Consider the following 23121-nt stretch of genomic DNA (forward strand, 5'->3'; position numbering starts at 1 on the left):
GGCTGTGGGTCTTCCTGCTCCGCCTGAAGGCCCGAGGCCCCACAGGGAGGGAGGAGCCGGAAGAGGCGTTGGCACCGTGGAGAAATAACGATTCGAGCCCCCCGGTCTGATTTCGCGCGCCGCGCATTTTCGTGCCTGCCCGCCTGCTCTCGCGTCCGCTGTTGAACGCTGGCACGGGACCGGCGGCACTGGTCCGCCCCTCCGTGCGTCCCCATCTTGGGGACTGGATTCCACGTGCACGTCCTTGGGAGGAGCGGCCTTGAAGTTCCGCGACCTGATGAAGGGTTGGCCCGTGCTGCGGCAGTTCGCGCGGGGAGACAGCCGGGCCCTGGGCGACACGGCGATGTCGGCGCGAAGCCGTTCGCTGGCGCCGCGCACCAAGTCCGCTGATGCGGTCGTGAAGTCCATCTGCCCCTACTGCGCGGTGGGCTGCGGGCAAGAGGTGCACGTGCGCGACGGGCGCATCCTCGACATCGAGGGTGACCCGCATTCCCCCATCTCACGCGGACGGCTGTGTCCCAAGGGCGCCGCCACCTTCCAGTTGGTCACGGGAACGCAACGCGTGCAGCAGGTCCTCTACCGTCGCCCCGGCGGCACGGAGTGGGAGCCCATCCCGCTGGAAGAGGCGATGGAGAAGGTGGCCGAGCGCGTGAAGCGCACGCGCGACGCGACGTTCGAGGTGACGGACGCGAAGGGCCAGCGGCTGAACCGGACGCTGGGGATGGCGCACCTGGGCGGGGCGACGCTGGACAACGAGGAGAACTACCTCCTCAAGAAGCTCTTCAGCGCGCTGGGCGTCGTGCAGGTGGAGAACCAGGCTCGAATATGACACGCGTCCACGGTGCCCGGTCTGGGCATCACGTTTGGCCGCGGCGGAGCCACGACGTTCCAGCAGGACCTGCAGCACTCGGACTGCATCCTCATCCAGGGGTCCAACATGGCCGAGTGCCATCCGGTGGGCTTCCAGTGGGTGATGGAGGCGAAGGCCCGGGGCGCGAAGGTCATCCACGTGGACCCGCGCTACACGCGCACCAGCGCGGTGGCGGACGTGTACGCGCCCATCCGCGTGGGCTCGGACATCGCGTTCCTGGGCGGGCTCATCCACTACGTGCTGGAGCACGAGCGGTACTTCCGTGACTACGTGGTGCAGTACACCAACGCGGCCACGCTCATCCGCGAGGGCTTCCAGGACACGGAGGACCTGGAGGGGCTCTTCAGCGGCTACCAGCCGAAGGACAACCGCTACGACACCCACACCTGGCAGTACCAGGGCGTGTCCGGCGTGGTGCCGGCGGCGGGCCACAAGGAGCTGACGGACGAGCCGGGCGCGGGCGCGGGCGGGCATGACCACCGCGTGGACCTCCGCGACGAGCACCGGGACGAGACGCTCCAGCATCCCCGGTGCGTGTTCCAGCTCTTGAAGCGCCACTTCGCGCGCTACACGCCGAAGGTGGTGTCCCAGGTGTGCGGCGTGGACGAGGCGCTGTTCCTCCAGGTGGCCCAGACGCTGTGTGACAACTCCAACCCGGAGCGCACCAGCGCGTTCTGCTACGCGGTGGGCTGGACGCAGCACTCGGTGGGCGTGCAGTACATCCGCACGGCGGCCATCCTCCAGCTCCTGCTGGGCAACATCGGCCGGCCCGGCGGCGGCATCCTCGCCCTGCGCGGGCACGCGTCCATCCAGGGCTCCACGGACATCCCCACGCTCTACAACCTGCTGCCCGGCTACCTGCCCATGCCGCGCGCGAGCGGCACGGACGCGCTGGAGCACTACATCCGCAAGAACAAGTCCGGCAGCGGCTGGTGGTCGGAGTTCCCCAAGTACGCGGTGTCGCTGCTCAAGGCGTGGTTCGGGGACAAGGCGACGCAGGACAACGACTACCTGTTCGCGCACCTGCCGCGGCTGACGGGCAATCACTCGCACATGCAGACCGTGGCGGACATGGCGGACGGGAAGCTCCAGGGCTACTTCGTCATGGGGGAGAACCCCGCCGTGGGCAGCATGAACGGGGCGCTCCAGCGCAAGGGGCTGCGCAAGCTGGACTGGCTGGTGGTGCGCGACTTCACGCTCATCGAGACCGCGGAGTTCTGGCGCACGGCGCCGGAGGTCCAGTCTGGACAGGTGCGGCCGGAGGACATCCAGACCGAGGTGTTCTTCTTCCCGGCCGCCGCGCACACGGAGAAGGACGGCACCTTCACCAACACGCAGCGGCTGCTGCAATGGCATCACAAGGCGGTGGAGCCGGCGGGGGACACGCGCAGCGAGCTGCACTTCACCTACCACCTGGGGCGCAAGCTGCGTGAGCGCTACGCGGGCTCCACGGACCCGAAGGACGCGCCGCTGTTGGATTTGACGTGGGACTACCCCACGCTCGGGCCGCACGCGGAGCCCTCCGCGGAGGCGGTGCTGAAGGAGATCAACGGCTGCACGGTGGCGGACGGGAAGCTGGTGGATGGATTCACGGCGCTGAAGGACGACGGCTCCACGGCGTGCGGCTGTTGGATCTACTCGGGTTGTTACAAGGACGGAGTCAACCAGACGGCGCGGCGCAAGCCGGGGCAGGAGCAGACGTGGGTGGCGCCCGAGTGGGGCTGGGCGTGGCCGTCCAACCGGCGCATCCTCTACAACCGCGCGTCGGCGGACGCGAACGGCAAGCCCTGGAGCGAGCGCAAGCGCTACGTGTGGTGGGACGCTGGCGAGAAGAAGTGGACCGGCGAGGACGTGCCGGACTTCATCGCGGACCGTCCGCCGGAGTACCGCCCGCCCGAGGGCGCGACGGGGCTGGCGACCATCGCCGGCAATGATCCGTTCCTCTTGCAGGCGGACGGCAAGGGTTGGCTCTTCGCGCCCAGCGGGATGATGGACGGGCCGCTGCCCACGCACTACGAGCCGATGGAGTCGGTGGTGTCCAACCCGCTCTACGCGCAGCAGTGCAGCCCCACGCGCGAAGAGTGGAAGCGCAAGGACAACCCCTATCACCGGGCCTGGGGCGACCCGCGCTATCCGTACCTGGTCACGACGTACCGGCTCACCGAGCACCACACCGCGGGAGGCATGTCACGCTGGCTGTCCTGGCTGAGCGAATTGCAGCCGGAGATGTTCTGCGAAATCTCCCCGGAGCTGGCGCGCGAGAAGGGGCTGAACAACGGGGACTGGTGCACGCTCGCCACGGCGCGAGGGGACCTGGAGTGCCGGGCGCTCGTCACGGAGCGCATCCGCCCGCTGAAGGTGAAGGGGCGGCAGGTGCACCAGATTGGTCTGCCGTACCACTGGGGCGTCACGGGGCGCGTGCGAGGCGAAGGGGCCAACGAGCTGACGGCGTTCGTCGCGGATCAGAACGTGGACATCCAGGAGTCGAAGGCGTTCACGGCGGACCTGCGGGCGGGGCGGATGCGCTCGGGGGAGAGGGCCGCGGCGGGAGCGGCACCGCCTCCGCTGACGGTGCCGGAGGTGCCGCGCGACGTGACACCGCCGCAGGTCACGGACCACTCGGAGACGCAGGAACCCGAGGGGAAGGGATAGGCGCATGGGGAGCCGCAAGGGGTTCTTCACGGACACGACGCTCTGCATCGGCTGCAAGGCGTGCGAGGTCGCGTGCAAGCAGTGGAACCAGCTTCCGGACGACGGCTTCCACTTCACGGGGATGTCCTACGACCAGACGGCGCACCTGGGCGCGTCGACGTGGCGGCACGTGGCGTTCGTGGAGCGGCCGGTGCCGTTGCAGGGGCAGACGTCGGGCGCGGGGGACTTCTCGTGGCTGATGATGTCGGACGTGTGCAAGCACTGTCAGCGCGCGGGGTGCCTGGAGGCGTGTCCCACGGGCGCCATCGTGCGCACGGAGTTCGACACGGTCTACGTGCAGCCGGACGTGTGCAACGGCTGCGGCTACTGCGTGTCGGCGTGTCCGTTCGGAGTGATTGACCGGCGCGAGGATGACGGCCGCGCGTGGAAGTGCACGCTCTGCTACGACCGCATCGGCGACGACCAGACGCCCGCGTGCGCGAAGGCGTGTCCCACGGCGTCCATCCAGTACGGAGATTTGGATGAACTGCATGCGCGCGCGGAGTCGCGGGTGCGCGACCTGCATCAGCGGGGCATGACGGACGCGTACCTGTACGGGAAGGACGCGGAGAACCAGCCGGGTACGGGTGGGCTCAACGCGTTCTTCCTGCTGCTGGACAAGCCGGAGGTCTACAACCTGCCGCCCGACCCGGTGGTGCCGACGAAGAAGGCGCTGCGGTCGTGGGCCTCGGTGGCGATGGGCGCGGCGGGCATGGTGGCGGTGGCGCTGGGCGCGGTGGCGTTCGGTCGGGAGGGGCGCGGATGAGCGACGACACGCTGTTGGACCGGCTCCAGCGCAAGGCGGACGGGCGGAACATCGACACGCGTGCGGGCATCCTGGAGGGCGAGGGTGCTCAGCAGCGGGTGAAGGACCCGGAGCCCACGCGGCATGGGATGGACGTGTTGCCCACGGTGCCGTCGCGGTCGGGGCCGGACAGCGCGGAGGCGCCGAGCTACTACGGCATGCCGGTGTTGAAGGAGCCGCTGTGGATCTGGACGGTCCCGGCGTACTTCTACGTGGGCGGAGTGGCGGGCGCGGCGAGCGTGCTCGGGGTGACGCTGGAGTCTCTAGGAGGACGGAGGCTGGAGCGGTTGGCGGGGCGCTGTCACGCGGTGGCCACGGCGGGGGACATCGTGAGCGCGGGGCTGTTGATCCACGACCTGGGCCGGCCGTCGCGCTTCCTGAACATGCTGCGCGTGTTCCGGCCCACGTCGCCCATGAGCGTAGGGTCGTGGGTGCTGGCGGGTTCGGGCGCGGTGAACACGGCGGCGTTCGTGCTGCGACGGATGCCCGGGATGCTGGGCGGAGTGGGACGCGCGGCGGGGTGGATGGGCGCGGTGCTGGGCCTGCCGCTCGCGGGGTACACGGCTGTACTGGTGAGCAACACGGCGGTGCCCCTATGGCAGCAGGTGGGGCGCACACTGCCGCTGTTCTTCATGGCCTCCGCGACTGCGAGCGCTGGGAGCTTGTTGTCCCTGTTCCCGAACACGGACGCGGAGGAGCGCGTGCTGCGCCGCTTCCGTGTGGCGGGCAAGGTGGCGGAGGTGTTCACGCGCGAAGCGGTGGAGCTGGAGGCGCGGCAGGTGGTGGAGGTAGGGAAGCCGCTGCGCACGGGTGTGTCGGGAGCGCTGTGGACGCTGTCCCGAACGTGCTCCCTGGCGGGCCTGGTGATGGACGTGCTGCCGGGACGAGCGAGGTGGAAACAGGTGACGGCGGACGTGCTGTCCACGGTGGGCGCGGTGGCCGCGCGATATGCCGTCATCCAAGCGGGCAGGGCTTCCGCGAGGAATCCGCAGGCCACGTTCCAGGGACAGCGACAGGGACTCGGCGCGGCACAGGTGGAGGGGAACACTGCGGCGTCGGATGGAAAGCCACTGAGTTTCCCGTTGCCCGTGCTGGGTCAGGGCTCGGCGCCACGGGCCGGCATGCCCTACGCACGGTTCATGGTGACGCAGCCGGAGCCGTGACGCCGCGCCTTACCTTGTCGGTAGGGAGTGCTACGTTCGGAGCATGATTGAGTCCATCACGCTCCGGAACTTCAAGAGCTTCGGCGAGCAGCAGACCATCCCACTGGAGCCCATCACGGTGCTCGTGGGGCCGAACAACTCGGGCAAGTCGAACTTTATGAGCGTGGCTCGGTTCCTGACCAACAGCATGGTGGCGGATGTCCCCACGGCAATCAGTCAGGAAGGGGAGTTTTTCTTCCACCAGCCCAGAGCCCCTGAAGACTTCTGCCACATCGAATGGGCAGGCCATCAGGGTGCCTATTTCATCAGACCCTCTCCCAAACCGGGGGTGTCAATCGAATATGAAGGATTCGAGGACCCAGGCAGGGAATTGAGTTTTTACCGAAGCAATCACAATGACTTGGTCAATGGGCAACTTGATGGGCAGCACAAGGTAGATGGGGCTCGGATGCTTGTCCGGCAGACCTCTCTGATGACCGATCTCCAGGGGGAACGACTTGTCCCTTTGGTGAAGCCTTTCGTGCACAGCAAGACCATCAAGCTTTCATTGAGCGCTCTTCGCAGTGACGCGGAGGTCGTCTTCCATCCCGTAATCGGCTTGGACGGTCGAGGACTCGCGGCGGTCCTGGGCTTATGGCGAGGAGCCGTGCCGGAGAAAGTGGACGCGCTCAATGGCTTCCTGACACGCTGCCTTCCCGAAATAAAGGATGTGCTGGTACGCCCGGCTCCGGTGCCAGGACATCAACGGCTCTGGTTCAGGCAGAAGGATGGCTTCGAGTTCGACGCGGAGCATGTCTCCGACGGCGTACTGGCGTTCACCGCGCTGGCCATGCACGCACTCAGCGCGGAACCAGGTCAACTCCTCTGCATTGAAGAACCAGAGCAGTCGATCCATCCCAAGCGGCTTCGCGAATTGGTCGACCTTCTCAAGGACATCGTCCGCGAGCGTGGCTGCCAGTTCATCATCGCCACGCACTCAACTGTTCTTCTCAATTCGTTCCGGGACGAGCCGGAGGCAATCCTCCTCTTCCGTCGCTCCGACAAGGGAACGCGTGTGAAGCGCCTAAGCGACGTGCCGGAGCTGGTAGAAACACTCCAGCAGACACCACCAGGAGACCTCTTGGAGACTGGCGCCTTCAGCACCGCGTTCTGAAATCTCGTGATCACGGTCGCCATCGCCAGTGAGTTCCACGCCTACGACGGGGAGCTCTACCGCTACCTGCTTGAACGGGTTCTCGGCACTCCCGTCGAAGCATGGAAGAGCGAGATCGAGTTCAACGGCTGCAAGCATGTGCGGAAGCAAGCCGGTTTGTACCTCAACACGGCGGCGCAGCAGGGCGTCCGTCACGCGCTCGTCGCCATCGACAACGATGGAGGAAGCACACGCGGGCTTCCCCACGACCCGGCGCACGACTCTGCCCAAGAATGCGCGAATGAGCACGGGTGCCGCGTGTGCTGGCTGCACAGCACCATTCCCACAAGCTGGCGCGAAGTTCCCTATCGGTCCTGCGTGGTCGTGCCCACGCAGACCCTGGAGACCTGGCTCCTCATCGCCAAGGGCCATGCATTCACGGAGCCATCTCCCGAGCAGCGTTACAGCCGTCCGGTCCTGAAGAAGGACTGCTACGGCAAGCCCCAGCCGTCCAGCCAGGTCATGAAGGGCATGGCGCTGGAGTGGCTCAGTCAGCCGGACGCCATCGCGCGACTCTCAGCACGCCCAAGCTTCAAGGCCTTCGTCGACCAGGTGAAGCGCTGGTGAACGCTACGACAGGTGCGGCACCTGGGCATCCAAGCCCAGTGCCCGAGGCGGCTGCGAGATCCACTGCGCCAACGCACCATCCAGGATCCGCCCGGTCGTCGCCTCGTCGTACTTGAGCGAGCGCCCCAGCGCGCGAGCCAGTCCCACCAGGAGGAAATCCAGCTTCTCAGCCGCCCGCCGAACAGCGCTGTCCACATGCCGCGAAGTCCGCAGGTGCCGCGCAGCTTCACTGGCACGCGGTGCCCCCAACGCGGGCAGATGGTTCGACAGCAGCGCCATCAGCACATCCGGCCCCACATCACTGGCAAGCGCAGCAAGCCGTTCCCCCAGAAGCAGCACGAACCGCGCCTGCTCCTGCTGCTCGTCCGCCATCCGCGTTCCCGTATCGAACGACCAGCTCGTGAACCCCTCCGAATGGGGAACCCGCATCTCCGACAGCTGCTTGTGCAGCGACAGGATGAGCACGTACTCCGGCTTCCCACCCGCGTTCTCCAGCCGCACGCTGACGACCTGACTCCCGGTCCGCAGCCGCTCCTTGAGCAAGCGCAGGAAGGGCTCCCCCTCCGCGCCCTCCAGGGCGTAGCGAATCAGCGAGTTCCAGTCCCGGGTCATCCTGAAAGGCTCCATCCTTCCCCCTTCCCCGTCAACCTGCCCCGCGCGCCCACGTCCCGGACTCACCGCTCCGGCAACGTGACGCCATAGCGAACCAGGTCCTCCGGCGTGTTCACGTTCGCCAGGGCGCGCAGCTCCGGATCCACCGCGCGCAATGCGTCCACGTGCAAGGTCCGCGTTCGGAACCGCATCAGCAACTGCCGCAGAGACGGATCCTCCACCAACGCTTCACCCCACCGCGTCACCAGCTCCGTACGATACGCCGCGAACAACGGCTCCCACCGTCCGTCCCGTTCGAAGCACACCGCATCCACGTCCCCACTCCGCGCATCCAGCACCACCCGCGCCGCAGCCTCCGTCACGAACGGCATGTCGCACGCCACCGCGAACACCCACAGCGTGCGGGCCGCACCCAGGGCCGCATGGACCCCTCCCGGCGCTCCCTTGCCCTTCACGGCGTCCGCCACCGTGCGGATCCCGAAGCGTTCGTACGGCTCCGAAACATTCGCCACCAGCACCGTGTCCTCGAAATGCGACCCGAACGCTCGCAGCCGTTCCAAGGTTGTGAGCCCCTCCACGCTCAGCAGCCCCTTGGCCACGCCCCCCAGCCGGGTCCCCTGCCCCCCTGCCAGGATGGCCAGCGTCACGTCGGGAAAGGTCGCGGATCCGTCCATGTCCGCCGACCCTACACACCTCTCATCCGCCCAGAAAACGCTTCATCTCGCGGATTCCGCCAAGCCCCAGAGGGAGGGAGCAACCGCCATTCCCATGCCCCCCGTGGACAAGGCACGCGCACCCCGTCGTAGAGTCCGCCGCTCCCTCGCCGACTCATGCCGCTGACTCCCCTCCCCGCCGCGCGACTGGCCGCGCTCGAAGCCATCGTGCCCGCGGCACCCGCTCGCCTTCCCTTGATGGAAGCCCATGGCCGGTTCCTCGCCGCTGGCATCGTCGCGTCACGCGCGCTGCCCGGCTGCGACAACTCCGCCATGGACGGGTGGGCCGTGCGCGCCGAGGAGACCCGGGGCGCCAACCGCGACCGCCCCGCGCGCCTGCGCATCGTCGACACCGTCTACGCCGGCCACCTCCCGCGCCGCGCCCTCCAGCCCGGCGAGGCCGCGCGCGTCTTCACCGGCGCCCCCCTCTCCCCCGGCGCCGACGCCGTCGTCCGCCAGGAGGCCGCGCGCCCCACCGACGACGGCACCCACGTGGACCTCTTCGTCTCCGTCGACCCCGGCCATGACCTGCGCCGCGCCGGCGAAGAGGTGATGCCCGGCACGCCGCTGTTCCCCGCCGGCCAGCGCGTGGACGCCACCGTGCTCGGGGTGCTCGCGTCGCTGGGCGAAGCCACCGCGCTCGTGCGCCCCGCGCCACGCGTCGCCGTCGTCGCCACCGGGGATGAGCTCGTTCCCCCCGGCCAGCCGGCCCAACCCCACCAGGTCTTCGAGAGCAACCGCCTCCTCGTGGCCGCCCTGGCCCGCGAGGCCGGCGCGGACATCACCCATCTGGCCCGCTCGCGCGACGACGAGGCGGAGCTGCACGCGCAGCTGGAGAAGCTGGCGCCCCAGGTCGACGTGCTCATCACCACCGGCGGCGCGTCCGTGGGCGACAAGGACTGCGTGAAGCGCGTCCTCACACGGATGGGCGCGCGCTTCCTCGTGGACGGCGTCGCGCTCAAGCCCGGCAAGCCCGTGGCCGTGGCCCGCCTGGGCTCCACCGCCGTCGTCGTGCTGCCCGGCAACCCCGGCGCCGCCACCGTCGCCTTCGACCAGTTCGCGCGGCCCCTCCTCTTCAAGCACCAGGGCGTCATCGAACAGCGCCGCGTCACCCGCGCCCGCCTCTCCGAGCCCCGCCACAAGCAGGCCGGCCTCACCTACCTGGTCACCGTCGCGGCGCTCGAGACGCGCGAGGACAGCGTCGAACCGTGGGCCCGCCTGCGTCCCCAGGGCGCCGGACAAATCCTCCAGAACGTGGCGGCCCGGGGCTGGGCCGTGCTCCCCGCCGGCCGCGCCGACTTCGCCCAGGGCGAGTCCGTGGACGTGCAGCTCTTCGAGCAGCCAGACTTCCAAGCCGTGGAGGCCGCGTGAAGCCGCCTCCCGCGCTCGCCCTCATCGGCCACTCCGGCGCAGGCAAGACGACGCTCCTGGAGCGCCTGCTGCCGGAGCTGGCCTCGCGCGGCCTGCGCGTCGCGTACGTCAAGCACTCCTCGGACGCGCACCCGCTCCACCGCCCGGGCAGCGACACCGCGCGCCTGGACGCCGCGGGCGCGGTCCTCACCGGCTTCTCCACGCCGGACGGCACGCAGCTCACCACCCGGCAGCCCCTGTCCCCCTCGCTCCTCGCGCGCGACGCGGACCGCGTGGACCTGGTGCTCGTGGAGGGCTGGAAGGACGGCCCCCTCCCGAAGCTGGAGGTGTGGCGCGAGGGCCTGGAAGCCCCGCTCGCGGCCTCGCGCCCCGACGTGCTGGCCCTGGTGACGGACGCTCCCGCGCTCCCGGCCACCGTGGCCTCGCGCCCGCGCGTGCCGGCCACCGTCTGTGCAGTCGCGGACTTCCTCACCGCGTGGCTGCGTGATCAATCTTCGGCGCCGAAGGTCTTCCGTCCGGAACCGCGCGGCGTCACCCACCGCGCCGTGCGCCGCTTCGACGGAGACACGCTCCGTGCGGCCGAGGATGACCGAGTGGCCGTGGAGGAGCCCCTGGAGATCCGCGTGAATGGCGACCCCGTCGCCACCACCATGCGGACCCCCGGCCATGATCGCGAGCTCGCGGTGGGTTTCCTCTTCGCCGAAGGCATCCTCGACGACGGCGACGACCTGGGCAGCCTCTTCCACTGCGGACACCCCGGCGAGGAAGGGTACGGGAACGTGCTGGAGGTCGTCCCCGCCGCCGGCGCCGTGCTCGACCTGGAGCGCGTGGAGGCCACCCGCCGCGGCACCCTCACCACCTCCGCCTGCGGCGTGTGCGGCCGCCGCGGCGTGGACGACCTGATGGCCACCTGCGAAAGCGTCGCCCCCGGCCCCGTCCTCTCCGCCCACACCGTGGCCCGCGCCACCGAACGCCTGCGCGCCATCCAGCACACGTTCGAACTCACCGGTGGGGTGCACGCCGCCGCCGCGCTGGACGCCCACGGCGAGCTGCTCGCCGCCCACGAGGACGTGGGCCGCCACAACGCCGTGGACAAGGTGGTGGGGGCCCTGGTCCTGGCCGGCGCTGTGCGCTCCCCGCGCCGGTTGCCCACACCGCCCTTCCCCGCCGCCCCCACGGTCCTCGCGGTCAGCGGCCGCGCCAGCTTCGAAATCGTCCAGAAGGCCGCCCGCGCCCGCATCCCCGTCGTGGTCAGCGTGTCCGCCGCCAGCTCCCTGGCCATCGACCTGGCCCTGCGTGCCGGCGTGACGCTCGCCGCGTTCTCAAGGAACGGCCGCTGCAACGTCTACACGGCGACTGAACGTCTGGAGCCGCATCCCCAACTCTCGGGAATTCCTCATGACTTCCGCCATGACGCATCCCGATGAAAGCGCGAACATCCGACTGTCAGACCGGCATCGTACATGCAGTCGGCGGCTCCATCGGGTCACATGGGAGTCCAGGGGGGATCCAATGACCCCGCCAGACTTCACTGTCCACGCAAGGGAACTCACACCCGACGGCTGGGATGGGTGTCCAAGTTTTCACCTGTTGTCATGTCTTTCTTGCTGAGCAGTGGTTGCGCCGCGACGCACTATTTGGCAATCTTTCATTTCCTCCTGGTTAAACTTTTCTAGTCTAGACGGCATCCTCTGCAAGAGCCGAACGTGAGCAGAGGGGGGTGGACACGATGAGCAGTGCGACTGCAAGCGCCGAGGTCAAGGCATCCGAGGCGACGGGGGTGACGGCCGCGGCCGAGGTCACCGATCCGCCGCGCCTGGCTCCTGGCTTCGCGGCGAAGCTGAACCTCACCGTGGATGTGGCGCTGCTGGTGGCGGTGCTGCTGGGCTCCGCCTATATGCGCGGCGGGCTGACGTTCCCCATGAGCTGGGAGCTGCCCAGCATGGTGGTGACGGCGGTGCTGGTGTGGCTCATCACGGGCACGGCGCTGTGCCTGTACGACTCGCGCTTCGCCGAGCGCAGCAAGCTGGACCACGTGGCGCTGGTGTCCGTCACCACGCTGGCGGTGGTGACCATCCAGGCGGTGCTGGAGCTGGCGATGCCCCAGTCGGCCCACGTGGGCCTGGCGCCGCTGCTCTTCATCTTCTGGCCGGTGGCGCTGCTCCTGCGCCTGGGCGTCTTCCGCCAGGTGGCCTCGCAGGAGGCCCCCACGGAGGAGGTGCTCATCGTGGGCACCGGCGCCATGGGCCGCTACACGGGTGAGGACCTGCTCAAGCGCGGCCGTCACAAGATCCTGGGCTACGTGCGCTTCCCGGAGGACCACGCCTCCGGCGACAGCCTGCCCTCGGACGTGCTGGGGCCCGCGGACGAGCTGGAGCGCCTCTTGCGCACGCTGCCCGTCAGCGAGGTCTACATCGCGGGCAACACGCTCAAGCAGGGCGAGTCCATGCAGGCGGCCATCAAGCTGGCGGAGCGCTTCGGCGTGCCGTTCGCGCTGCCGGCGCACTCGTTCCGCCTGGACCGCGCCCGCCCGGTGGAGTCCCGCGCGGTGGCGGACGGCTACCTGCACTTCGCCGCGGTGGCGCCCAAGCCGCACCAGATGGCCATGAAGCGCTTGTTCGACATCGCGGTGTCCGCGGTGGCGCTGTGGGCCCTGCTGCCCCTGTTCGCGGTGGTGGCCGCCTGCATCAAGCTCACCTCGCGCGGCCCCATCTTCTTCAAGCAGCTGCGCACCGGTCAGCACGGCAAGCCGTTCTACATGCTGAAGTTCCGCTCCATGGTGGTGAACGCGGAGGAGCTCAAGGAGCGGCTGGCCGCGCAGAACGAGCAGACCGGCCCCGTCTTCAAGATGAAGAACGACCCGCGCATCACCGGCATCGGTCGTTTCATCCGCAAGTTCTCCATCGACGAGCTGCCCCAGTTCCTCAACGTGCTCCGCGGTGAGATGAGCATCGTGGGTCCGCGCCCGCCGGTGCCCAGCGAGGTGGCGAAGTACGAGACGTGGCAGCGCCGCCGCCTGTCCGTGCGCCCGGGCCTCACCTGCATCTGGCAGGTGTCCGGCCGCAACCAGATCTCCTTCGAGCAGTGGATGTACCTGGACATGCAGTACATCGACCACTGGAGCCTCACCGGCGACCTGCGGCTGCTCCTGCAGACGGTGCCGGTGGTCATCACCGGTCGCGGAGCAAGCTAGCAACCGGAGTGTCATCCCCGGGCCCGGCGTTGACGCGCCGGGCCCGTTCGTCTTTCCATGGGGCGGGCCTTCCTCCCCTTGGGTGCACAGCAGCCCCGAAGGCCCGCGTCTTCCATGACCGTGAACAGTCCGACCTCCCCCTCCGCTGAAGCCGACGACGGCGCCCGTGCGAACGAAGTGCGCGGCGCGGTCCGCAGCACCCTGCAGCTCGGTGGCTCGCTGATGGTGACGTACGCCATCGCGCTGGGCATCCGCGCGCTGATGCCGCGCTACCTGGGGCCGGAGGCGTTCGGCTACTTCAACTGGTCGGAGGCGTTCGCCGCCACGTTCTTCGTGGCCACGAACCTGGGCCTGGAGACGTACATCCGCAAAGAGGTCCCCGTCCGCCCGGAGCACGCGAGCGACTTCTTTGGCACCACGATGCTCCTGCGCCTGGCGATGACGCTCGTCCTGATGGTGGCGCTGGCGCTGGTGCTCCACCACACCGGCGAGCCCCCGGAGGTGCAGCACCTGGTGCAGTGGTTCGCGGTGGCCCAGTCGCTCATGGTCATCAACGCGTCCATGGCCGCGCTGCTGCACTCCAAGGGCAAGGTCGCGGGCCTGTCCGTCTCCAACGTCATCACCAAGATTGTGTGGGGCGGCGGCCTGGCGCTGATGGCCGCGTTCGGCGTGGGCCTGCAGTGGCTGGCCGTGCCCATGGTGCTGTCGGAGGCGGTGAAGCTCATCATCAGCTGGAAGCTGGCGAAGGAGCACCTGGGGCTGAAGTTCCGCGTCGACCTCACCGCGACGAAGAAGGTGATGAAGGCGTGCCTGCCGTTCTTCCTCACGGCGGCGGCGCTGGCGTGCAACGGGCGCACGGACATGACGCTGCTCGGCAAGCTCGCGTCGAAGGAGGAGGTGGGCTGGTACGGCGGTGCGTTCAGCATCGCGGGGCTCACGTTCCTCATCTCCCCCATCTTCGGCTGGGTGCTGATGCCCATGATGTCGCGCGCGGCGGCCCGCTCCCCGGAGGAGCTGTCGAACCTGACGCGCCGCTCGCTGGAGGGCGTGCTCGCGTTCACCGTGCCGGTGATGATGGCCATGGTGCTGGGCGCGGACCTGTGGGTGCGCCTGATGTGCGGCCCCGGCTTCGAGCCCGCGGCGCTGCCCCTGCGCGTGCTGTCCCCCATCTTCGTGATGGCCTACGTCACCATGGTCAGCAGCATCTGGCTCACCATGTCCAACAAGGAGTGGTGGGTGACGCTGGCGGCCACCATGGGCGCGGTGGTGAACCCCATCCTCAACCTGATGCTCATCCCGTCGCTGTACGGCCGCATCGGCCCGTCCGGCGGCGCCACCGCCACGGCGCTCTCCATGTTCCTCACGGAGGTCATCGTCACGGTGCTGTTCCTCAGCCGCATGGGGAGGAACTCCTTCGACCGGCGCTCCCTCCTCATGGTGGCCAAGACGGCCGCGGTGTGCGTGGGCTGCGTGGTCCTGGACCGGGTGCTGTCCGGGGCGGGCATGCAGGCGTGGCCCCGGCTGGGGCTGACGGCCACCGCCTACGTGGTGGGCGTGCTGGGCACCGGCGCCGTGCGCCCCTCGGAGCTGCTCCAGGTCGTGCGCATGGCGAAGCAGCGCGGTGGTAATGGTTCCGACGTGGCCGTGCCGGCCGCCCCTGCCGCGTGAGGAGCTTCTAGCGCCATGCCGTCCCGCCCGTCCCGATTCCGCGGTCCCGTCTCCCGCGCGCTCGCGTGCGCCGGGTTGCTCCTGCTGGCCCCCGCGTGCAGCGGCCTGGGCAAGTACACCTGGGTGAACGACTACCAGGAGAAGCCCGTCGCGTCGGACGAGGCCTACCGCATCGTCCCCGGCGACGTGCTCAACGTGAAGGTGTTCGGCCAGGAGGCGCTCACCACGCGCGCCAGGGTGCGCGAGGACGGCCACATCAGCCTCACCTTCCTGGACGACGTGGAGGCCGCGGGCCACTCGCCGGCCCTGCTGGCGCAGCAGATCCAGACGCGGCTCAAGGACTTCATCAACCACCCCGTCGTCACGGTGTCGCTGGAGGAAGCGCGCCCCATGTCCGTGACGATGCTGGGGGAAGTGGCCAACGTGGGCGCGCACGTGCTGGACCCGGGCGCGACGCTGCTCCAGGCGCTGGGCGCCGCCGGCAGCTTCACCGACTACGCCCACCGCGACCGCATCTTCGTGCTGCGCCGGGACGACCCGCAGGCGGAGCAGCCCACGCGCATCCGCGTGCGCTACGAGGACATCATCCGCGGAGAGGGCCGCGCGGCTGCCTTCCGCCTGCGCCCCGGCGACGTGGTCGTGGTGGAATAGCCCGTGCTGGACGCGGCCCTCGCGAGCCTGTGGCTGGAGGTGGCCTCCGCCTCCGTGACGTACGGCGCCGCGGTCCGCGTGGACACCCGCGCGCGCTCCATGGACCAGCAGGCCACGGGGGAAGCCGTGTCCCCCCTGGCGGCGGACATGGACATCGTCCCCACGGTGAGCCTGAAGTACGACGACGGCAGCGCGGTGGCGCAGGTGGAGTACGCGCCGCGCATCTCCTTCCGGGAGGCCACCACCAACCCTCGCACCGAGGTGCAGCACGTGGGGCGGCTGTTGGGGGACTGGCGCCCCTCGCGCGGGCTCACGCTGCACGGCACCCAGGAGTTCGTGCTGGGCCAGGTGAACCTCTTCACCAACCTGCCCCTGGGCGGCAGTCTGGACGACGACCCGACGGTGCCAGGGGACACGCCGGCCCTCCCCATCCAGCCCCTGCCGGAGGGCGTGGACACGGTGTTCTTCCTGTCCTCGCTGACGACGCTGGCGGCGGAGACGGTGTGGCTGGGCCCGGGCTGGCGGCTGTCCGGCAGCGCGGGCTTCTCCGCCAGCGGCGGTCTGGATGACACGGCGAAGGAGGCGGTGCCCTTCCAGTACGGCCCTCGCGCGCAGCTGTCCCTGGGGAACTCCCCCGCGCCCCGGCACACGCTGAGCACCACGCTGGCCTACACGGACTCGCGCTTCTCCACCGGCGCGCGCGCCACCGTGACGACGCTCACCGGCGCCTGGACGCACCGGCTGGACCGGCGCACGTCGGTGGAGGCAGGGGTGGGCGTGGGCATGGCGTATTCCGTGCGCGCGACCGGAGAGGACACCCCGGATGACCCGGAGGCGCCCGGGGTCACCCCATCAGCCGCCTCGGCAGGTAGCCGACGGCTGAGGACCCTTCAGGTCGGGGGCGCGCCGGTGGAGGATCCGCCGCAGCGCCTGGAGCTGCTCCCGGACCTGACGCTGGCGGTGTCCCACCGGGTGCCGTCGCGGACGGCGGACTTCAACGGCCGGCTCGCCGCGCGGGTGACGCCCTTCGTGGACCGGCTGACGGGGCTCGTGTACCCGAGAGCAGACCTGACGTTGAACGGCACCTGGGCGCTGAGCCCGCGCTTCCGGTTCTCCGGGACGGGGGGCGGCGCTTTCGCGGTAGGCGGGGCCGTGGGGGACCGGCAGGTGGTGGGCGGTGTGGGCGCGGGTTGGACGCTGAACCGATGGGTGACCCTGGAGGCGGACACCCGCGCGGCCTGGACTCGCTCGCCCGACGTGGAGGCGGCCCGCACGGTGTGGTCCGCGACGCTGGGACTGACGGTCCAGAAAACGGGTATCCTCTGAGCCTCCCGCCATGGCGAAGCTCATCCTCCTGTCCGTCCTCGTTGCCACCATCGCGCTGCCCGGAGCGGCCGCGCGCGATGCGCATCCGTGGCGGGGGATGAAGAAGGCCATCCTGTGGGTGGCCCTCTTCAACATGGCGTACGCATATGGCGTGCTCGTCCTCGTTCCCAGGTACGGGTTCGGGTGAGGGAAGGAAAGGCGTCAGACGTGATGGAGCTCCAACAGCTCACCGTCCTCCTCGTGGAGGACTCTCCGATGTTCCGCGTCATGCTGCGTGACATGCTCCAGCAGATGGGCGTGAAGAACGTGGTGGAGCAGCCCAACGGCAAGGCCGCCATGGAGTACCTGGCGAGCGGCGAGCTCAAGCCGGACCTCGTGTGCCTGGACCTGACGTTGCCGGACGTGTCCGGCTACGACGTCTGCGAGCACATCCGCCGCACGCCCGCCATCGCGCACGTGCCGGTGTTGATGGTGTCAGCGCGCAACCTGCCGGAGGACAAGGCCTACGCGGAAGAGGCCGGCGCCAACGGCTACCTGGGCAAGCCCTTCACGCCCGAGGAGCTGGAGAAGCGCGTGCGCCAGGTGCTCAAGGCCGCGGCGCCCCGGGGCAGCGCGTGACCACGCCCGCCCCACGCACGCCACGCTCCGCCCCGCCCCCGCCGTACGTCCCCGAGCGCGAAGAGACAAACGCGCCGGCGGACCTCATCGACTGGGGCTTCCTGTTCGACGGGCTGGGCTTCGTGCGCAGGGCCATCTTCAGGCACTGGTTCCTGGGGCTGTGCATCGTCGCGGTGATGGCGGGGCTGGGTTCGGCGGCGGCGAAGCTGATGCCGCGCAAGTACCACGTCGAGACGCGGATGCTGACGTACCGCAACCTCATCATCTCCTCGCTGGTGAACCCGGGCCGGTCCATCCCGGTGGAGGCGGATCAACCCACGCGCGCCGCGTGGGAGATGGTGCTTAGCCGCGGCAACCTCAAGTCCGTGGTGAAGAACGCGAAGCTCATCGAGTACTGGGACCACATGCGCTCGCCCATGAGCCGCATGAAGGAGCAGTACCTGAAGAAGGCTCCGCCTCCCATGACGGACGAGGAGAAGGAGGAGGCGCTCATCGCGATGCTGGAGACCAGCCTCATCGTGATGGCGGAGGGCGGCAGCGGCACGGTCACCATCGGGGTGGACTGGAGCGACCCGCAGATGGCCTTCAACATCGTGGAGGCCGCGGCGCAGAACTTCCTGGACATGCGCCATGACTCGGAGATGGGCGCCATCTCCGAATCCGTGAACATCCTCCAGGGCCAGGTGGCCAACGAGGCCGCCAACATCAAGCAGGCCATCGCGGACCTGGAGCGCGCGGTGCGGGCCGCGGATGCGCGCCGCAAGAAGAAGGAAGCGGACCCCAAGCAGGCCAGCGCGCGGCAGGCGCTGTTGCAGACGGACCACGCGCTCGCGCAGCTGAAGTTCCTGGTGCAGGCCAAGCGCCGCGCCATCCGCGACGTGGAGGAGTTCCGCGGCCGCCGCCTCACGGAGCTGCGCTCGCAGCTGGCGGAGCAGCGCGTCGTGTTCTCCCCGCAGCATCCGGTGATCGTGGACCTGGAGCAGCGCGTGGCGACGATGCAGGCGGACTCGCCGCAGCTGACGTCCCTGCGCTCCGAGGAGCAGTCGCTCATCCAGGAGTACCTGCGCATGGGCGGCACGGACGTGGACTCCACGACCGAGGGCACGAGCCTGGCGGCGGGCTTCGGCGCGCCCATGGCGGGCGCGATGCTGGGCACGCCGGATGATCCGGAGGTGGCGGTGGCCACGGACCGGATGCGCATGGTGGTGATGCGGCACCAGGAGAAGCTGCGCCGGCTGGACCAGGCGCAGACGGAGCTGGAGATTTCGAAGGTGTCCATGAAGCACCGCTACAGCGTGCTGTTGCCGGCGCTCTTCCCGGAGAAGCCGTCCAAGCCGAACCCGAAGCTCATCGCCATCGCGGGCGTGGTGGGCGGGGTGGCGCTGGCGGTGTTCGCGGCGGTGGCGCTGGACATCCTGCGCCGCCGGGTCCTGGAGAAGTGGCAAGTGGAGCGGCTGCTCAAGTTGCCGGTGCTGGCGGAGCTGGAACGGCGCTGAAGGTTCGTGCGCTCGGCCGTCCTTGAAGATGGCGCGAGCGCGGGGGTGACACTGTCGTGACGGTCTGGACCTGGGTGGACGTGGCGCTGTGCGTGGGACTGCTGCCGGTGGTGGTGGGCTGCGGCTACCTGCTGCTCCTGACGCTGTTGTCGGGGCGCAAGGCGGCGCCGGTGCCGCCGTCGCCGGCGGTGCGGAAGTTCGACGTCATCATCCCCTCGCACAACGAGGAGCTGGGCATTGCCCGGACGGTGGCGAACCTGTCCGCGGTGGACTACCCGGCGCACCTGCGGCGCATCATCGTGGTGGCGGACAACTGCTCGGACGCGACGGCCCAGAAGGCGCGGGAAGCGGGCGCCACGGTGCTGGAGCGCCAGGACGCGGAGAAGCGCGGCAAGGGCTACGCGCTGGCGCACGCCTTCGAGCACAGCCAGCGTGACGGCTTCGCGGACGCGGTGGTGGTGGTGGACGCGGACACGGTGGTGTCCGCGAACCTGCTGCACGCCTTCGCCCGCCGGCTGGAGGACGGGGCGCACGGCGTGCAGGCGCACTACGGCGTGATGAACCCCACGGCGTCGTGGCGCACGCGGCTGATGACCATCGCGCTGGGGATGTTCCACCGCGTGCGCTCCATGGGTCGCGAGCGGATGGGCGTGTCCTGCGGCCTGCGCGGCAACGGCATGTGCTTCACGCACGCGGTGCTGAAGCAGGTGCCGCACGACGCGTTCAGCGTGGTGGAGGACCTGGAGTACGGCATCCGCCTGGCGCGCGCGGGGCACCGCGTGCACTACGCCTGGGAGGCGGAGGTGCTGGGCGAGATGGTCACGGCGGAGAAGCAGAGCCGCTCTCAGCGCCAGCGCTGGGAGGGCGGACGCGCGCAGATGCGCAAGCTCCACGGGTGGCCGCTGCTCAGCGACGCGCTGAAGCAGAAGAGCGGGCTCTTGCTGGACCTGTCCATGGACGTGCTGGTGCCGCCCCTGAGCCAGCTGGTGCTGGCGACGGTGGCGGGCTCGGTGCTTGCGGCCGGCGTGGTGTGGCTGTCCGGCGGCACGGCGGTCGCGGCGTCCGCGCTGGCGTCGTTCGGGCTGATGTCGCTGACGCTGTACGTGCTGCGCGGCTGGTGGGTGTCCGGCGTGGGGGCGCGTGGCCTGCTGGACCTGGCGTGGGCGCCCTTCTACGTGGTGTGGAAGGTGTGGCTGATGGTGCGCGGCCCCGGCGCGGAGAAGCGCGGCGAGTGGGTGCGCACCACGCGCGAGGCGGAGCGGCGGTAGCGCGCGTCCGCTCGGTGGGTCCGGGCGCAGGGGTCTCCCCTGCGTACCGTGGACCCCGGGCTTGGGGCTCGTTCAGCCGGTCCGCGTCTTGGGCGCAGGCCGCCGGGCCTTGGCGGTGGAGGACGCGGCTTGGGCCTTGCGCTTCGCTGGATGCGCGGGTGCTCCGAGCGACGCCTGGATGGGACACACGGTGTCCGGAGGGCAGAAGCCTTCCGCCATCAGGGTGGTGATGGCGCGGCGCATGCGGCGCAGGTCGTCGATGCGCGCGTCGATGGCCTGGACCTTCGCCTCGGCGAAGCGGGCCACGTCGCGAGTGGGGGTGCCGCGCCGGTCGGTGAGGGCGAGCACGGCGGACACCTCCTTCAGCGTGAAGCCCAGCTCCTGCGAGCGGCGGATGAAGCGCACGCGGATGGCGGCGTCCGGGCCGTAGAGGCGCTGGCCGCTCTCGCTGCGGTCCATGGGCAGGAGCAGCTTGCGGCGCTCGTAGAAGCGCAGCGTGGACAGCTTCACGCCGGATTCACGGGCGAGCGCGCCGATGCGCAAGGGGGCTGCTTCAACGGGCCGTCGCGGGGATGCCACCACGCCACCTCCTGGCGCCGAGGATGACACCGCCCTGGGCGAACATCCACGCCAGCTCCAGCACGAGGAACACGACGAGCACCCGCGTCGCACCCTGCGTGAGCGACCACGCCATCCAGGTGGAGAACAGCGCCCGGCCCGCAGTGTCCACTGCGCCGTTGAACGCGGTGGGATGGACGAGCCGCACGACGGACCACAGCGTCACGATGGTGCCGAACAGGGCCACGAAGAACAGGTGCGTGGACGTGAACACGGGGAGTGGATCACCACCCAGGCCCAGCGCGTGGTGCACGGACCGGATGCCCGCGAGCACCGCCTCCGCGGTCCACGGCGTGGCGAAGGGGATGGTGACGAAGAAGTCGTAGAGCGCGCTGGCGAAGACGACACGGCGAAGCAGGGACGGTTCAGGGTTCATGCGAAGGACCGTAACCCCTGCACCTTGGTGCAGAGGCAAGGGCCTCCGCTCAGCTCCCCGTCGCGGGAGCCACGTCCCGCCGCCGCGCGCCGAGCAGGAGCGCGCCCTGCACGAACATGCCGGCGGCCTCCATCACGAGGAACACGCCAAGCACCTGCGACGCCCCCTGCGTGATCGCCAGCACCATCCACGCGGAGACGAGCCCCCGGCCCACCGTGTCGATGGCGCCATGCAACGCGGTGGGCTGGAGGACGCGGACCAGCGCCCACATGACGGCGACCACACCGAAGAGGGCTACGAAGAACACGTGCGTGGGCGTGAAGGCAGGCACGGCCTCTCCGCCCAGCGACAGGCCCTCGTGCGCCCAGCTCATGACGCTCACCATCGCTCCCGCCGTCCACGGCGTGGCGAACGGAAGCGTGACGCACAGGTCGTACACCGCGAAGCCACGGACGGCGCGGCGAAGCAGCGAGGAGCTCATGCCCGGAACCCTATCCCCCGCCGCCCACGGGAAGCTCCTTGAAGAGGACATCCAGGGGTCCGAGGCCACGCGCCACCTCCACGAAACGCTCGGTCGCGACAATCAACGTCACGGCATCCGTCAGCCGGAAGATGTCCAGGTCCGGTGGCAACGACGCGCCCTCCAGCCGGCACTCCTCCGGCATGGCCGCATCCACCCGTCCACAGGTTGCACAGGGCGGCGGCCCCAATGGGAACAACCGCCCACGCGCCGTGAGCTCCAGTTCATGGAGCGTCGGAATCGCTGCCCCGCTTGGAGTCAGCTCCGCCCTCACCGGCACAAGGCCTTGAAGCCCGGCGATCCGCAGCGCGTCCAGGGCGTCCTCCCGCACCAGGAGCTTCCATGGATCCCTCAAGACGAGGGGGCCGAACGTCCCCTCCGCGGTCCCAACCAGGGGACCGAAGGTCGTCCCGGGCTCCACTTGAGCCCCAGGTGGCAACAACGGCTTCACCTGCTCCAGGAGCCGTGCGTAACGCGCGAAGGGTTCCAGGCGCGGCGTCTCAAGCTCCGTCCGCATCGGGTGCTGGGACAGGTCCACGGAGGGATAGGCCAGTGCGATGCCACTCCAAGTCTCACCGCAGGTAGGGCACTCCACGCCAGGCAACATCCAGCGCGCATCCGCCTGATAGCTCCCCGTCCAGACACGAGGCGCGTCGTAGTGCGGCGTGCTCAGTTCGAAGTAGCGCATCAGTCATCCCTGGGAAAGGGACCCAGCTCGATGCTCTGCCAGTAGGTCATCGTCAGTCCGAACAGGCCGAACTGCTGGATCATCTTCGATGCTTGTTCGAAGTGCTGCGGCTTGGTGGCCCGGCCGTAGGTCCTCGAGAAGAACATGCGCCACTCGCCATTCCAGGGGCCGCCATCAGTGCCCCGGTGGATCCGCGCATGCAGGTCCTTGTCGATGGCCATGACGTAGTCATGCACGTTGATGCCTTTGGAGAGGAAGTACGCCGTGTACTGCTGGGGGAAGAGATGGTGTTTCTCCTTGGGACGCCGGGCCCATTCCTCCATGGCCTGCTGGCGGCGCACTTCGCTCGGGAGGCGCTCGCGCGGATACCAGCGGAACACCATGACCGGCTGCCGGTCCCCCGGCAGCCCCTGCGCACTGCCCCAGTTCCGCTGTGCGGTGCCCCCAGGCGCCACGAACACGGGCGCAGTCGCGCGCGTGCGGACAATCCCGGAGGACGCGAGATCTTCACAGAAGAAGAGCGCGCATTCCGTCTCGGTACAGAGCGTGGCGACACAGCGGTCCCCTGCGTCCGGCTCGCAGCCCTGTCCGATCTCCGCCCGCGCCCAGACCTGAAGCGGAGTCCCTACAGGGGGCGCCCCGGAAGACGCGCACCCCAGGACTCCCGCGATGAGGCCCAGCGCCCACCTTCGCATGGCGGACCCTTCCCGCGGC

The 23121-nt window shown here is 69.5% G+C and carries 22 protein-coding genes; 15 read left to right on the forward strand and 7 right to left on the reverse strand.

What is annotated here, in order from left to right:
• The first annotated feature begins 277 nt into the window (after positions 1–277).
• Genes fdh through D7X30_RS20360 form a run of 5 tightly spaced genes read left to right on the forward strand, consistent with a single transcriptional unit; the run spans position 278 to position 7289 of the window.
• Positions 278–3523, forward strand: a complete 3246-nt coding sequence (gene fdh, locus D7X30_RS20340) for a formate dehydrogenase (RefSeq protein WP_199724472.1) — start codon at positions 278–280, stop codon at positions 3521–3523.
• 4 nt (positions 3524–3527) lie between these two features.
• Positions 3528–4328, forward strand: coding sequence for a 4Fe-4S dicluster domain-containing protein (locus D7X30_RS20345; protein ID WP_199724452.1), 801 nt, complete (start codon positions 3528–3530; stop codon positions 4326–4328).
• Positions 4325–5530: an NrfD/PsrC family molybdoenzyme membrane anchor subunit gene (gene nrfD, locus D7X30_RS20350; protein ID WP_120564605.1), complete on the forward strand. Its 1206-nt coding sequence runs from the start codon at positions 4325–4327 to the stop codon at positions 5528–5530. Before D7X30_RS20345 ends, nrfD begins: the two co-directional genes overlap by 4 nt.
• Positions 5531–5573: 43 nt before the next feature.
• Positions 5574–6683, forward strand: coding sequence for an AAA family ATPase (locus D7X30_RS20355; protein WP_120564606.1), 1110 nt, complete (start codon positions 5574–5576; stop codon positions 6681–6683).
• A 6-nt stretch (positions 6684–6689) separates the two neighbouring features.
• Positions 6690–7289 carry a hypothetical protein gene (locus D7X30_RS20360; protein WP_120564607.1) on the forward strand — a complete coding sequence of 200 codons (600 nt, stop codon included), beginning with the start codon at positions 6690–6692 and terminating at the stop codon, positions 7287–7289.
• Positions 7290–7292: 3 nt separating this feature from the next.
• On the opposite strand, the gene D7X30_RS20365 is transcribed toward D7X30_RS20360, so the two are convergent.
• Positions 7293–7901: a hypothetical protein gene (locus D7X30_RS20365; protein ID WP_147443251.1), complete on the reverse strand. Its 609-nt coding sequence runs from the start codon at positions 7899–7901 to the stop codon at positions 7293–7295.
• A gap of 62 nt (positions 7902–7963) precedes the next feature.
• A complete protein-coding gene (locus D7X30_RS20370; RefSeq protein ID WP_120564609.1) occupies positions 7964–8575 on the reverse strand; it encodes a molybdenum cofactor guanylyltransferase in 612 nt (203 codons plus the stop codon).
• 156 nt (positions 8576–8731) lie between these two features.
• Between D7X30_RS20370 and glp the strand changes: the two genes are divergently transcribed.
• The 10 genes from glp to epsU all read left to right on the forward strand — a co-directional run bounded on the left by glp (position 8732) and on the right by epsU (position 20205).
• Entirely contained in the window at positions 8732–9985 is a 1254-nt protein-coding gene (gene glp, locus D7X30_RS20375; protein WP_120564610.1) for a gephyrin-like molybdotransferase Glp, read from the forward strand.
• Positions 9982–11412: a formate dehydrogenase accessory sulfurtransferase FdhD gene (gene fdhD / locus D7X30_RS20380; protein WP_120564611.1), complete on the forward strand. Its 1431-nt coding sequence runs from the start codon at positions 9982–9984 to the stop codon at positions 11410–11412. Before glp ends, fdhD begins: the two co-directional genes overlap by 4 nt.
• Before the next feature lie 293 nt (positions 11413–11705).
• Complete coding sequence (epsZ, locus tag D7X30_RS20385; protein ID WP_120564612.1) at positions 11706–13178, forward strand: exopolysaccharide biosynthesis polyisoprenyl-phosphate hexose-1-phosphate transferase EpsZ; 1473 nt, start codon at positions 11706–11708, stop codon at positions 13176–13178.
• Between the two features lie 114 nt (positions 13179–13292).
• The gene (wzx, locus tag D7X30_RS20390; RefSeq protein WP_233591680.1) at positions 13293–14846 is read left to right on the forward strand and encodes an exopolysaccharide biosynthesis flippase; all 1554 of its coding nucleotides are present in this window, start codon (positions 13293–13295) and stop codon (positions 14844–14846) included.
• Between the two features lie 15 nt (positions 14847–14861).
• Positions 14862–15497, forward strand: a complete 636-nt coding sequence (gene epsY / locus D7X30_RS20395) for an exopolysaccharide export protein EpsY (RefSeq protein ID WP_120564613.1) — start codon at positions 14862–14864, stop codon at positions 15495–15497.
• Between the two features lie 3 nt (positions 15498–15500).
• Complete coding sequence (gene epsX, locus D7X30_RS20400; RefSeq protein ID WP_120564614.1) at positions 15501–16823, forward strand: exopolysaccharide export protein EpsX; 1323 nt, start codon at positions 15501–15503, stop codon at positions 16821–16823.
• 10 nt (positions 16824–16833) lie between these two features.
• Positions 16834–17010: a hypothetical protein gene (locus D7X30_RS42345; protein ID WP_014400807.1), complete on the forward strand. Its 177-nt coding sequence runs from the start codon at positions 16834–16836 to the stop codon at positions 17008–17010.
• 23 nt (positions 17011–17033) lie between these two features.
• Complete coding sequence (epsW, locus tag D7X30_RS20405; RefSeq protein WP_120564615.1) at positions 17034–17441, forward strand: exopolysaccharide biosynthesis response regulator EpsW; 408 nt, start codon at positions 17034–17036, stop codon at positions 17439–17441.
• Complete coding sequence (gene epsV / locus D7X30_RS20410) at positions 17438–18937, forward strand: PCP family exopolysaccharide biosynthesis protein EpsV (RefSeq protein WP_120564616.1); 1500 nt, start codon at positions 17438–17440, stop codon at positions 18935–18937. The genes epsW and epsV overlap by 4 nt, the downstream gene beginning before the upstream one ends.
• A 56-nt stretch (positions 18938–18993) precedes the next feature.
• The gene (gene epsU, locus D7X30_RS20415) at positions 18994–20205 is read left to right on the forward strand and encodes an exopolysaccharide biosynthesis GT2 family glycosyltransferase EpsU (RefSeq protein WP_120564617.1); all 1212 of its coding nucleotides are present in this window, start codon (positions 18994–18996) and stop codon (positions 20203–20205) included.
• A gap of 72 nt (positions 20206–20277) precedes the next feature.
• Here epsU and D7X30_RS20420 read toward each other — a convergent pair whose 3' ends face one another.
• Genes D7X30_RS20420 through D7X30_RS20440 form a run of 5 tightly spaced genes read right to left on the reverse strand, consistent with a single transcriptional unit; the run spans position 20278 to position 23102 of the window.
• On the reverse strand, positions 20278–20784 hold the full coding sequence (locus D7X30_RS20420) for a MerR family DNA-binding protein (RefSeq protein WP_158619305.1): 507 nt from the start codon (positions 20782–20784) through the stop codon (positions 20278–20280).
• Positions 20759–21199: a hypothetical protein gene (locus tag D7X30_RS20425; protein ID WP_120564619.1), complete on the reverse strand. Its 441-nt coding sequence runs from the start codon at positions 21197–21199 to the stop codon at positions 20759–20761. The genes D7X30_RS20420 and D7X30_RS20425 overlap by 26 nt, the downstream gene beginning before the upstream one ends.
• A gap of 49 nt (positions 21200–21248) precedes the next feature.
• Complete coding sequence (locus tag D7X30_RS20430) at positions 21249–21680, reverse strand: hypothetical protein (protein ID WP_120564620.1); 432 nt, start codon at positions 21678–21680, stop codon at positions 21249–21251.
• Positions 21681–21690: 10 nt separating this feature from the next.
• Positions 21691–22407 carry a double-CXXCG motif protein gene (locus tag D7X30_RS20435; RefSeq protein ID WP_120564621.1) on the reverse strand — a complete coding sequence of 239 codons (717 nt, stop codon included), beginning with the start codon at positions 22405–22407 and terminating at the stop codon, positions 21691–21693.
• Entirely contained in the window at positions 22407–23102 is a 696-nt protein-coding gene (locus D7X30_RS20440; RefSeq protein WP_120564622.1) for a TIGR02269 family lipoprotein, read from the reverse strand. The genes D7X30_RS20435 and D7X30_RS20440 overlap by 1 nt, the downstream gene beginning before the upstream one ends.
• Between the last annotated feature and the right edge of the window lie 19 nt (positions 23103–23121).

This window comes from Corallococcus sp. AB011P (assembly GCF_003611605.1).
Taxonomy (GTDB): domain Bacteria; phylum Myxococcota; class Myxococcia; order Myxococcales; family Myxococcaceae; genus Corallococcus; species Corallococcus coralloides.